Origin of the sequence: Staphylococcus petrasii (assembly GCF_002902565.1) — a bacterium.
GTDB lineage: Bacteria > Bacillota > Bacilli > Staphylococcales > Staphylococcaceae > Staphylococcus > Staphylococcus petrasii.
In genome coordinates this window covers 20,721-33,770 of sequence record NZ_PPRC01000084.1, presented here as the reverse complement: position 1 = coordinate 33,770, position 13,050 = coordinate 20,721, and the positions used below count along the sequence as shown (strand labels likewise).

At 34.1% G+C, this 13,050-nt stretch carries 8 protein-coding genes; 6 read left to right on the top strand and 2 right to left on the bottom strand.

Translation table 11 applies throughout. The features are described 5' to 3' along the window. Positions 1–194 precede the first annotated feature (194 nt). The 3 genes from CD127_RS10935 (at position 195) to menI (ending at position 5,397) form a co-directional block, all read left to right on the top strand. The gene (locus tag CD127_RS10935) at positions 195–1,838 is read left to right on the top strand and encodes a BCCT family transporter (RefSeq protein WP_103366735.1); all 1,644 of its coding nucleotides are present in this window, start codon (positions 195–197) and stop codon (positions 1,836–1,838) included. A gap of 287 nt (positions 1,839–2,125) precedes the next feature. Then, positions 2,126–4,831 (top strand): aconitate hydratase AcnA, encoded by a 2,706-nt coding sequence (acnA, locus tag CD127_RS10930; protein ID WP_103366734.1) that lies wholly within the window; start codon positions 2,126–2,128, stop codon positions 4,829–4,831. 95 nt (positions 4,832–4,926) lie between these two features. Beyond that, on the top strand, positions 4,927–5,397 hold the full coding sequence (gene menI / locus CD127_RS10925) for a 1,4-dihydroxy-2-naphthoyl-CoA hydrolase MenI (RefSeq protein ID WP_103298151.1): 471 nt from the start codon (positions 4,927–4,929) through the stop codon (positions 5,395–5,397). Between the two features lie 70 nt (positions 5,398–5,467). On the opposite strand, the gene CD127_RS10920 is transcribed toward menI, so the two are convergent. Both CD127_RS10920 and plsY read right to left on the bottom strand, forming a co-directional pair. Continuing rightward, positions 5,468–5,767, bottom strand: a complete 300-nt coding sequence (locus CD127_RS10920) for a HesB/YadR/YfhF family protein (protein WP_103298150.1) — start codon at positions 5,765–5,767, stop codon at positions 5,468–5,470. A 248-nt stretch (positions 5,768–6,015) separates the two neighbouring features. Beyond that, entirely contained in the window at positions 6,016–6,624 is a 609-nt protein-coding gene (gene plsY / locus CD127_RS10915; RefSeq protein WP_103298149.1) for a glycerol-3-phosphate 1-O-acyltransferase PlsY, read from the bottom strand. 202 nt (positions 6,625–6,826) lie between these two features. Here plsY and parE point away from each other — a divergent pair, with 202 nt between their 5' ends. The 3 genes from parE to alsT all read left to right on the top strand — a co-directional run bounded on the left by parE (position 6,827) and on the right by alsT (position 12,903). After that, positions 6,827–8,827 carry a DNA topoisomerase IV subunit B gene (gene parE, locus CD127_RS10910; RefSeq protein ID WP_103366733.1) on the top strand — a complete coding sequence of 667 codons (2,001 nt, stop codon included), beginning with the start codon at positions 6,827–6,829 and terminating at the stop codon, positions 8,825–8,827. Further along, complete coding sequence (gene parC, locus CD127_RS10905; protein ID WP_103366732.1) at positions 8,824–11,226, top strand: DNA topoisomerase IV subunit A; 2,403 nt, start codon at positions 8,824–8,826, stop codon at positions 11,224–11,226. Before parE ends, parC begins: the two co-directional genes overlap by 4 nt. 216 nt (positions 11,227–11,442) lie before the next feature. Continuing rightward, positions 11,443–12,903 (top strand): glutamine transporter AlsT, encoded by a 1,461-nt coding sequence (gene alsT, locus CD127_RS10900; protein ID WP_103366731.1) that lies wholly within the window; start codon positions 11,443–11,445, stop codon positions 12,901–12,903. The last annotated feature ends 147 nt before the right edge of the window (positions 12,904–13,050 follow it).

Below are 13,050 nucleotides of genomic sequence, written 5' to 3'. Positions count from 1 at the left end.
TATAAACTCCTTCCATTCATACAGAATAAAATATATTATACATCATATAAAATATTTAGTAAAACATATTTTTAATGGAATTTGCTAAAGAAAAACGCCTTTGTTATCCTATTAATTAGAGTTATTGAAATAAAGTTATATTATTTCTACGCACTTTGAAAATTTAATACGGGAATGAAAGGAGTATATTTATTATGAATTCTTCTTCTGAAGGAAACAAAAAAGGAAAGAAGTTTTCGCCAGTTTTTATCTATAGTGCTATAGTAGTTGCTATTGTTGTGTTAATAGGGGCTATTTTACCTCAACAATTCGACTCTGTTACTAGCGCTATAAGTGGATGGATCACTGATAAACTTGGCTGGTATTACATGATTTTGACTACGGTAATCGTGTTCTTTTGTATATTTTTAATTTTTAGTCCAATCGGTAAACTTAAGCTTGGTAAACCAGGTGATAAGCCTGAATTTAATACAATTTCTTGGTTTGCTATGTTATTCAGTGCAGGAATGGGGATTGGATTAGTATTCTACGGTGCAGCTGAACCAATGGCTGATTTCGCTTCACCACCAAATGCTGATCCTAAAACGACTGAAGCCTATACTGAAGCGTTACGTTCAACATTCTTCCACTGGGGATTCCACGCTTGGGCAGTATATGGCGTTGTTGCGCTTGCCTTAGCTTATTCTCAATTTAGAAAAGATGAACCAGGTTTAATTTCAAGAACGCTTCGCCCAATTTTAGGTGATAAAGTTGAAGGACCAATCGGCACAATTATTGACGTACTTTCAGTTTTCGCAACTGTTGTAGGTGTTGCGGTTTCTCTAGGTATGGGTGCCTTACAAATTAACGGTGGTCTTAACTATCTATTCGGTATCCCAAATAATGTTTGGGTTCAATCAATTATCATCGTTATTGTTACTATTTTATTCATTGCTAGTGCTTGGTCAGGACTTAGCAAAGGTATCCAATACTTAAGTAACTTAAATATTGGTTTAGGAACAGTATTAATGATTGCTGTTTTAATTATTGGACCAACAGTATTAATATTAAATATGTTTACTAGTTCAACTGGTAGTTTACTAAATACTTTCTTATTTAATAGTTTTGATACTGCAGCATTAAATGGTCAAAAACGTGAATGGATGTCTTCATGGACACTTTACTATTGGGGCTGGTGGTTAAGCTGGAGCCCATTCGTAGGTGTATTCATTGCACGTGTATCTAAAGGACGTTCAATTCGTGAATTCATCTCAGGCGTATTATTAGTGCCTGCAATTGTAAGTTTCTTATGGTTCAGTGTATTTGGCGTTTTAGGTATTGAAACAGGTAAAAAACATCCTGAGTTATTCAAAATGACACCAGAAACTCAATTGTTTGGCGTATTCAACCATGTTCCATTAGGCATGGTATTATCAATAATCGCATTAGTATTAATTGCTTCATTCTTTATTACTTCAGCAGACTCAGCAACATTCGTGCTTGGTATGCAAACAACATATGGCTCACTTGAACCAAGCAGTATAGTTAAAGTGACATGGGGTATTGCTCAAGCATTAATCGCGTTTATTTTATTACTTGCTGGTGGAGGAAATGGTCCGGATGCACTTAACGCTATTCAAAGTGCAGCTATCATTAGTGCTTTCCCATTCTCCTTTGTCGTCATAATGATGATGATTAGTTTCTTTAAAGATGCTAACCAAGAACGCAAATTCTTAGGTTTAACGTTACAACCTAACGAAGATAGAATGAAAGATTATATTAAATATCAACATGAAGATGACTCTGATATTTTAGAAAAACGTGAAGTCCACAAAGCTTCTGAAGTTGAAAGAAAATAATAGATTATCCTATGTAAAAAACCTCGAAAGTATAACTCTTTCGGGGTTTTTTTATATGTAACGTTAAAGTATTTAACATTTGGCAATGAAAATCATTCTCAATTAATAATATTTACTTATTGCACTAGGGTTATATGATAAGTATTACTTATATACTCTGATTAAAAATGCGAAAGCTAAATAGTGTGAAAACTAGAGGTACAGAGTTGTTTTAAAAAACATATAATTATACAATTTAATTAAAGGCATATAATTATAAAATGTTAATATTCAAGGGGGATAAACATATGACTTCTAACATAAAAGAACAAGCTAAAAAAACGTTTGAAGTAAATGGTAAATCATATACTTACTATGATTTAAAAAGTTTAGAAGAGCAAGGTTTAACCAAAATCAGTAAATTACCTTATTCAATTCGTGTTTTATTAGAATCTGTTTTAAGACAAGAAGATGATTTCGTTATTACTGATGAACATATCAAAGCTTTAGGTAATTTTGGTAATGAAGGTAATGAAGGGGAAGTTCCATTCAAACCATCTCGTGTTATCCTACAAGACTTTACTGGGGTGCCAGCTGTAGTTGATTTAGCATCATTACGTAAAGCGATGAATGATGTTGGTGGGGATATTAATAAGATCAATCCTGAAGTGCCAGTAGACTTAGTTATCGACCACTCAGTACAAGTTGATAGCTATGCTAATCCAGAGGCACTAGAACGAAATATGAAATTAGAATTTGAAAGAAACTATGAACGTTATCAATTTTTAAACTGGGCAACGAAAGCATTTGATAACTACAATGCAGTACCTCCAGCAACTGGTATCGTACACCAAGTTAACTTAGAATATTTAGCCAATGTAGTACATGTACGTGACGTTGAAGGTGAACAAACGGCATTCCCTGATACATTAGTAGGTACAGACTCTCATACAACAATGATTAATGGTATCGGCGTTCTAGGTTGGGGCGTTGGTGGTATCGAAGCTGAAGCGGGTATGCTTGGACAACCATCATATTTCCCAATTCCTGAAGTTATCGGTGTACGTTTAACAAATTCATTACCACAAGGTTCAACTGCTACTGACTTAGCTTTACGTGTCACTCAAGAATTACGTAAAAAAGGCGTGGTAGGTAAATTTGTAGAATTCTTTGGTCCAGGTGTTGCAGATTTACCATTAGCTGACCGTGCTACAATTGCTAACATGGCTCCAGAATATGGTGCGACTTGTGGTTTCTTCCCAGTAGATGAAGAATCACTTAAATACATGAAATTAACTGGTCGTTCAGAAGAACATGTAGAATTAGTTAAAGCATACTTAGAACAAAATAATATGTTCTTTACTGCGGATAAAGAAGATCCAGCTTATACTGATGTTATCGATTTAGATTTATCAACAGTTGAAGCTTCATTATCAGGTCCTAAACGTCCTCAAGATTTAATTTTCTTAAGTGACATGAAATCAGAATTTGAAAAGTCTGTTACTGCTCCAGCAGGTAACCAAGGACATGGTTTAGATGAAAGCGAATTTGATAAGAAAGCTGAAATTCAATTCAAAGATGGCTCAACAGCTACAATGAAAACAGGTGATATTGCAATTGCTGCAATCACATCATGTACAAACACTTCTAACCCATACGTAATGTTAGGCGCAGGTTTAGTGGCTAAGAAAGCTGTTGAAAAAGGTCTTAAAGTACCTGAATTTGTAAAAACATCATTAGCACCAGGTTCAAAAGTAGTAACTGGTTACTTACGTGATTCAGGCTTACAAGAATATCTTGATGATTTAGGTTTCAACTTAGTAGGTTATGGTTGTACAACTTGTATCGGTAACTCAGGTCCATTATTACCTGAAATTGAAAAAGCTATTGCAGATGAAGATTTATTAGTTACATCTGTTTTATCAGGTAACCGTAACTTTGAAGGTCGTATTCACCCATTAGTTAAAGCTAACTATTTAGCATCTCCTCAATTAGTAGTTGCTTACGCTTTAGCTGGTACAGTGGATATTGATTTACAAAATGAACCAATCGGTAAAGGTAAAGACGGAGAAGACGTATACTTAAATGATATTTGGCCTACAATTCAAGAGGTGGCTGATACAGTTGATAGCGTTGTAACTCCAGAATTATTCTTAGAAGAATATAAAAACGTTTATAGCAATAATGAAATGTGGAATGAAATCGATGTTACAGACGCACCATTATATGACTTCGATCCAAATTCAACATACATTCAAAACCCAACATTCTTCCAAGGTTTATCTAAAGAACCTGGTACAATTGAACCATTAAAAGATTTACGTGTAATGGGTAAATTTGGTGACTCAGTAACTACTGACCATATTTCTCCAGCAGGTGCTATCGGTAAAGATACGCCAGCAGGTAAATACTTATTAAGCCATGATGTGCCAATTCGTGACTTTAACTCTTATGGTTCACGTCGTGGTAACCATGAAGTAATGGTAAGAGGTACATTTGCGAACATCCGTATTAAAAACCAATTAGCCCCAGGTACTGAAGGTGGTTACACTACTTATTGGCCAACTGATGAAGTAATGCCAATTTACGATGCAGCTATGAAATACAAAGAAGACGGTACTGACTTAGCTGTATTAGCAGGTAATGACTATGGTATGGGTTCTTCTCGTGACTGGGCTGCTAAAGGTACTAACTTATTAGGCGTTAAAACTGTCATCGCTCAAAGTTACGAACGTATCCACCGTTCTAACTTAGTAATGATGGGTGTGTTACCATTACAATTCAAAGATGGTGAATCAGCTGATTCATTAGGCCTAGATGGTAGAGAAGAAATTTCAGTAGATATTAATGAAGACGTTAAACCACATGACATTGTGAAAGTTCACGCTAAAAAAGAAAACGGCGAAGTTGTTGATTTTGAAGCAATCGTTCGTTTCGATTCATTAGTAGAATTAGACTACTATCGTCATGGTGGTATCTTACAAATGGTATTAAGAAATAAATTAGCGCAATAATTTTAATTGCTTTTAAGCCATGCTGACATATATGTTGGCATGGCTTATTTATGTTACTATTAAATTGTAAGATATTTGAAAAGAGGTACTTAAATATGATCTACAGTATGACTGAAATTGAAGCTAGATATCAAGAAACAGATAAAATGGGTGTAATCTATCATGGCAATTATGCTACATGGTTTGAAGTAGCCCGCACAGATTATATTCGTAAGTTAGGTTTTAGTTATGCAGATATGGAAAAAGAAGGCATTATTTCGCCAGTAATGGATTTACAAATTCAATATAAAAAATCTATCTTTTATCCTGAAAAAGTTAAAATCAAAACTTGGGTAGAGCATTATTCAAGATTACGTTCACAATATAATTATGAAGTGTATAACGAAAAAGGGGAATTAGCTACAACTGGCTCAACTCAACTTATTTGTATGAAAGCGAGCAATTTCAGACCAATTCGATTAGACCGTTACTTCCCGGAATGGCACGAAACATATAGTAAAGTTGAAGCGTTAAATAAAGAGGGTAAAGATTTAGAGGTTACTAGTAGCAAAGATTTAGATTTCTAACCAATAATAAAGACCATGAGAGCGTGTCACATTACTGCCTCATGGTCTTATCTTTAATATTCTTTTATCATTAATTTATTTTAGAATAGGCAATTTCATCATCGTGGTCTACTTTTTCTACAAGTACTTCACTATCTTCGAAATACCATAAATCATCTTCTGCAACCACTACAATTAAATCATTGTAATTTTCTTCATAGCCAATTTCAACATCATCACGTTGTTCTACTCTAAATGCTGGGCTAAAGCCTTGTTTAAGTTGGAATTCTCCACCATATCTAACATAAAACTGTAAAACTTTATTATCTTCAGGTAAATCTAATTCATCTTTAAACCATTCTACAGCTTGATCAGATAATTTGATTTTCATTCTAGAATCCTCCTTGATTACCTATATATTTATAATTAACATAATTTTTATGAGAACTGTCAAAATTATAACATATTGAAACTTTTAAAAAACTTTATAAGCTTAGGCAGTTCATAATAACAAAAGAGAGCAAACTAGAAATCAATTTTAATTCAAACGATTTCATCAGCTTGCTCTCAAATCAAAGTCTATTATTAGACTAAATTATAATATTTAAAACTCATACGCTTCTATAATGAATAAGGAGATTACATCCACTTAATTTTAGGTTCTTCTCCTTTAAATATTCTTACAATATTAGTTCGGTGTCTTACAATTAAGATAATAGAGACAAATAAGCTCATCCAAAATAAAATATGGTCCTGTATAAATAAAGAACCAATCACACAGCTGATTGCTGCAATGATACTTGAAAGTGAAACATATTTTGAAAGATAAAGAACGCCAAAGAAGATAATAGCTAATACAAGTAATAATATAGGATTAACCCCTAATACTACACCAGCACTTGTTGCTACCGCTTTACCGCCTTTAAACTTAAGATAAACAGGATATACGTGACCCAAAATAGCAAATATACCAACAATTAAACCGTGCGTGAAGAACGTGCTAAGTGGTCCATCAGCATGCACTGGAAACCATATTGGAAAGAATACAGTTATAAATCCTTTGAATATATCTAGGAAAGTAACTATAAAGCCTGCTGGTTTACCAAGCACACGGAAACTATTTGTTGCGCCCGTATTTCCACTTCCAAATTGTCTTATATCTTTTTTGAAAAAGAGCTTCCCTATAACATATCCATTAGGAATAGCACCGATGAGATAGCTAAGAAGTAACATGAGCACTATCATCATATAACTTTACACATCCTTTAGTAACTTAGATTTATTTTACCATAATCTACGACTTAACAACGACTGAAAACGAAAAAATGTTTATTACATTTGTATTATTCGTTATAGTGTATAACTCATACTTGCAATTTAACTTAATTTATATAAGAATATCTATTGTATAGTTTTTAAAACGAACGTACGTTTGTAGGAGGCGAACAGATTGACGACGAAAAAAACAAATCACTACTCAGATGATTCTATCCAAGTGCTAGAGGGATTGGAAGCGGTTAGAAAACGTCCGGGTATGTATATAGGATCTACTGATAAGCGAGGATTACATCATTTAGTATATGAAATTGTCGATAACTCCGTCGACGAAGTATTAAATGGTTATGGGAATGAAATTGATGTAACAATCAATCAAGATAATAGTATTTCAATTCAAGATAATGGACGTGGTATGCCTACTGGTATGCATTCATCAGGTAAACCTACTGTAGAAGTTATATTTACAGTCTTACACGCAGGGGGTAAATTTGGCCAAGGTGGCTATAAAACATCTGGTGGTTTACATGGTGTAGGTGCCTCAGTAGTAAATGCGTTAAGTGAATGGTTAGAGGTTGAAATACATAGAGACGGTAATATTTACAAACAAAGCTTCAAGAATGGCGGCGTACCAGCGTCAGGTTTAGTTAAAGCTGGTAAAACAAAAAGAACTGGAACTAAAGTAACATTTAAGCCAGATCCAGATGTTTTTAAAGCTACAACAACGTTCAACTTTGATACTTTAAGTGAACGTTTACAAGAATCCGCTTTCTTATTAAAGAATCTTAAAATTACGTTAACTGATTTACGTAGCGGTAAAGAAAGAGAAGATGTATACCATTATGAAGAAGGTATTAAAGAGTTTGTAAGTTATATTAACGAAGGCAAAGAGACATTACATGATGTAACAACGTTTACTGGTGCTGCTAATGGCATTGAAGTTGATGTGGCTTTTCAATATAATGATCAATACTCTGAAAGTATTTTAAGTTTTGTTAATAACGTACGTACTAAAGATGGTGGTACACACGAAGTAGGATTTAAAACTGCGATGACACGTGTGTTTAATGATTATGCAAGACGCATTAATGAATTAAAAGAAAAAGATAAGAACTTAGATGGTAATGATATTCGTGAAGGTTTAACTGCGGTTATTTCAGTACGTATTCCTGAAGAATTATTACAGTTCGAAGGGCAAACTAAATCTAAATTAGGTACATCTGAAGCGCGTAGTGCCGTTGATTCAGTGGTTTCAGAGAAATTGCCATTTTATTTAGAGGAAAAGGGACAATTATCTAAGTCACTTGTTAAAAAAGCAATTAAAGCACAACAAGCTAGAGAAGCGGCACGTAAAGCACGTGAAGATGCACGCTCTGGTAAAAAGAATAAACGTAAGGATACATTATTATCAGGTAAGTTAACACCTGCTCAAAGTAAAAATACAGATAAGAATGAATTATATCTAGTTGAGGGTGACTCTGCTGGTGGTTCTGCTAAACTTGGTCGAGATCGTAAATTCCAAGCTATCTTGCCGTTAAGAGGTAAAGTTATTAATACTGAGAAAGCTCGCCTTGAAGACATTTTCAAAAATGAAGAAATCAATACGATTATTCATACAATTGGTGCTGGTGTTGGTAACGACTTTAAATTAGAGGATAGTAACTATAACAGAGTTATTATTATGACCGATGCCGATACAGATGGTGCGCATATCCAAGTATTGCTATTAACGTTCTTCTTTAAATATATGAAACCATTAGTGCAAGCGGGCAGAGTATTTATCGCTTTACCACCGTTATATAAATTAGAAAAAGGTAAAGGCAAGTCTAAGAAAGTAGAATATGCTTGGACTGATGATGAACTTGAAAAGCTTCAGAAGAAACTTGGTAAAGGATTTATGTTACAACGTTATAAAGGTTTAGGTGAGATGAATCCTGAACAGTTATGGGAAACAACAATGAATCCGGAAACTAGAACATTAATCCGTGTACAAATTGAAGATGAAATGCGTTCATCTAAACGTGTAACGACATTAATGGGAGACAAAGTTGCGCCTCGTCGTGAATGGATTGAAAGTCATGTAGAGTTTGGTATGCAAGAAGATCAAAGTATACTCGATAATACTGAAGTCCAAGTCTTAGAAACTGAAGAATATACTGAGGAGGAAGGAAATTGAGTGAGATAATTCAAGATTTATCACTTGAAGACGTGATAGGTGATCGTTTTGGACGATATAGTAAATATATTATTCAAGAACGTGCGTTGCCTGACGTTCGTGATGGCTTAAAACCTGTACAACGCAGAATTTTATTTGCAATGTTTAGTAGTGGAAATACTTATGATAAGAACTTCCGTAAAAGTGCTAAAACTGTGGGGGATGTTATTGGTCAATATCATCCACATGGTGACTCTTCAGTTTATGATGCGATGGTGCGTCTAAGTCAGGACTGGAAATTACGTCATGTCTTAGTGGAGATGCATGGTAATAACGGTAGTATTGATAATGACCCTCCTGCAGCGATGCGTTATACTGAGGCGAAATTAAGTCAGTTATCTGAAGAATTAGTGCGTGATATCAATAAAGAAACGGTATCGTTTATCTCTAACTATGATGATACAACGTTAGAGCCTATGGTACTGCCTGCGCGTTTCCCTAATTTATTAGTTAACGGGTCAACTGGGATTTCTTCTGGTTATGCAACAGATATCCCTCCTCATAATTTAGGGGAAGTGATTCAAGCAACGTTGAAATATATCGATAATCCTGACATTTCAGTAAGTCAGCTTATGAAATACATCAAAGGGCCTGATTTCCCAACTGGCGGTATTGTTCAAGGTATTGATGGTATTAAGAAAGCTTATGAAACTGGAAAAGGTAAAGTCATCGTACGTTCGAAAGTAGACGTAGAAAAATTGCGTAATGGTCGTCAACAATTAATCGTTACGGAAATACCTTACGAAGTTAATAAAAGTTCACTTGTTAAACGTATCGATGAGTTACGTGCAGATAAAAAAGTCGATGGCATAGTTGAAGTACGAGATGAGACAGACCGTACTGGCTTAAGAATTGCCATTGAATTGAAAAAAGATGTCAATGCTGAGTCCATTAAGAACTACCTTTTCAAGAATTCAGATTTACAAATTGCTTATAACTTTAATATGGTGGCAATTAGTAATGGACGTCCTCAATTAATGGGTATTCGTCAAATTATTGATAGTTATCTTGGTCACCAAATTGATGTTGTGACTAATCGTACAAAATTTGACCTTGAACATGCTGAGAAACGTATGCATATTGTTGAAGGGTTAATGAAAGCTTTATCTATTCTAGACGAAGTGATTGAGTTAATTCGTGGTTCTAAAAACAAGAAAGATGCCAAAGAGAATTTAGTAGCTAAATTTGATTTCACTGAAGCACAAGCGGAAGCGATTGTTATGTTGCAATTATACCGTTTAACAAATACAGATATTGTTTCACTTGAAAATGAATTTAACGAATTAAAAGAAGTCATTAAAGAGTATCATCATATTTTAGATAATCATGATGCATTATTGGATGTTATCAAAAATGAATTAACAGACATTAAAAAACGCTTTAAGTCAGATCGTTTATCAACAATTGAAGCGGAAATCGCAGAAATTAAAATTGATAAAGAAGTCATGGTTCCTAGTGAGGAAGTTATCTTAAGTGTTACACGTCAAGGCTATATTAAACGTACATCTACGCGTAGTTTTAATGCGAGTGGCGTCACTGAAGTTGGTTTAAAAGATGGCGACAGCTTGCTTAAGTATCAAACTGTTAATACACAAGATACAGCCTTAGTATTTACGAATAAAGGTAGATATTTATTTATCCCGGTTCATAAATTAGCAGATATACGTTGGAAAGAATTAGGACAACACGTATCTCAAATTGTGCCATTAGAAGATGATGAAATGGTTGTAGATGTGTATAACGAAAAAGATTTCAAAGATGACGCATATTACGTTATAGCAACGCGTAACGGTATGATTAAACGAAGCGGTGTGCCATTATTTAAAACGACGCGTTATAACAAACCGTTAGTTGCGATGAAAGTTAAAAATAACGATGAAGTGATTAATGTTATCCGATTAAGTGAAGATCAACTCATTACTGTATTAACGCATAAAGGTATGTCATTAACGTATTCAACATCTGAATTATCAGACACTGGTTTAAGAGCAGCAGGGGTTAAATCAATTAACTTAAAAGACGAAGATCATGTAGTAATGACTGAAGCAGTGGGTCCAGATAATACTATTATTATGGCGACTCAAAGAGGTGCAGTTAAACGTATTAAATTTACAATTTTACAAGAAGCTAAACGTGCCCAACGAGGTATTACATTGCTTAAAGAATTAAAGAAAAATCCGCATCGTCTTGTAGCGGGACATGTAGTCAGAAATGAAGAAACTTATACTTTAGTGTCAGCAGCGCATACTAAAACAGGTCAGATTTCTGATATTCACGTGTCTGAACAGTATACAAATGGCTCATTTATTGTAGATACAAATGAGTTTGGTGACGTCTTAGACATGACAATTAGTGAATAAAATTTGAGATTTTATATTTTCAAGTTATTCATAAAATGATAAACTTAATTTTGTTATTTTAACATTTAATAATTAACAAGAGATTTATATTGTTTTTGAGTAAAGATTTAAAAGCATGCGAGTGATTAACAATGCTTAATGATTTTATTCAATTTAATATAAATCTCTTGTAGTGTATTTAAGATTTTATTTAAAAAATAGAGTAGGGGGATTTCATTGAGCGATTTTGATAGTTTAATTCCTGGATGGTTCAAATCGATTGTTCAGGTAGGAAATGATTTAATATGGTCTCAATATCTTATTGGACTATTATTAACTGTAGGTGTGTTCTTCACTATTAGTTCTAAATTTATTCAGTTGCGTATGTTACCTGAAATGTTTAGAGCTTTAACAGAGAAACCTGAAACATTGAATAGTGGGGAGAAAGGTATTTCTCCATTCCAAGCATTTGCGATTAGTGCAGGTTCACGTGTAGGTACTGGTAATATTGCCGGCGTAGCTACAGCAATTGTATTAGGTGGCCCTGGTGCTGTATTTTGGATGTGGGTCATTGCTTTTATTGGTGCAGCGAGTGCCTTTGTCGAAGCAACTTTAGCACAAGTTTATAAAGTACATGATAAAGAAGGTGGCTTCCGCGGAGGTCCAGCATATTACATAACTAAAGGTTTAAACCAAAAATGGTTAGGTATTTTATTTGCTATTTTAATTACAGTAACGTTTGCATTTGTATTTAATACAGTTCAATCAAACACGATTGCTGAATCTTTAAAAACACAATATAACGTAAGTCCTGTTATCACAGGTATCATCTTAGCTGTTATTACTGCAATCATCATCTTTGGTGGTGTGCGTAGTATCGCGACGTTATCATCATTAATTGTGCCTATTATGGCGATTATTTATATTGGTATGGTTTTAGTCATTTTACTTTTAAACTTTGATCAAATTATTCCAATGATTGGTACAATTATTAAAAGTGCATTTGGTATAGAACAAGTGACAGGCGGAGCAGTTGGTGCCGCTATTTTACAAGGTGTTAAACGTGGATTATTCTCAAACGAAGCTGGTATGGGTTCTGCACCTAACGCAGCTGCGACTGCAGCAGTACCTCACCCTGTGAAACAAGGTTTAATTCAATCACTAGGTGTATTCTTTGACACAATGTTAGTATGTACAGCCACTGCAATCATGATTTTATTATATTCTGGTTTAAAATTTGGCGAAAATGCACCTCAAGGTGTAGAAGTAACGCAATCTGCTTTAAATGAACATTTAGGTTCAGCAGGTGGTATTTTCTTAACTATAGCGATTACGCTATTTGCGTTCTCATCTGTAGTAGGTAACTATTATTACGGACAATCTAATATTGAATTCTTATCTAACAATAAAGTAGTATTATTTATCTTTAGATGTTTAGTTGTTGTGTTAGTATTCGTAGGCGCAGTTGTTAAAACTGAAACAGTATGGAGTACTGCCGACTTATTCATGGGCTTAATGGCTATTGTAAACTTAGTTTCAATTATAGGATTGTCAAATATAGCTATCGCAGTGATTAAAGATTACCAACGTCAACGTAAAGCAGGTCAGAAACCTGTATTCAAACCTGAGAATTTAGAAATTAACTTATTCGGTATTGAAACATGGGGTCGAGAAAACAAGATTCCTAAAAAATACTAAGTCATAATTTTAATATTGGCTGCATCATAATGATATACCCCTTTCAGAGTAAGCTCTTTCCTATGAAAGAAAGTACTTTGAAAGGGGTATTTTTGGTTTGAGTGAGATATCTTTTCAATTATAGTATTTAGCTATATAATTTTAATC

Coding starts and splice junctions, on each gene's coding strand:
- menI (WP_103298151.1), top strand. CDS start 4,927: ATGATCTACAGTATGACTGAAATTGAAGCTAGATATCAAGAAACAGAT.
- acnA (WP_103366734.1), top strand. CDS start 2,126: ATGACTTCTAACATAAAAGAACAAGCTAAAAAAACGTTTGAAGTAAAT.
- plsY (WP_103298149.1), bottom strand. CDS start 6,624: ATGATGATAGTGCTCATGTTACTTCTTAGCTATCTCATCGGTGCTATT.
- CD127_RS10935 (WP_103366735.1), top strand. CDS start 195: ATGAATTCTTCTTCTGAAGGAAACAAAAAAGGAAAGAAGTTTTCGCCA.
- CD127_RS10920 (WP_103298150.1), bottom strand. CDS start 5,767: ATGAAAATCAAATTATCTGATCAAGCTGTAGAATGGTTTAAAGATGAA.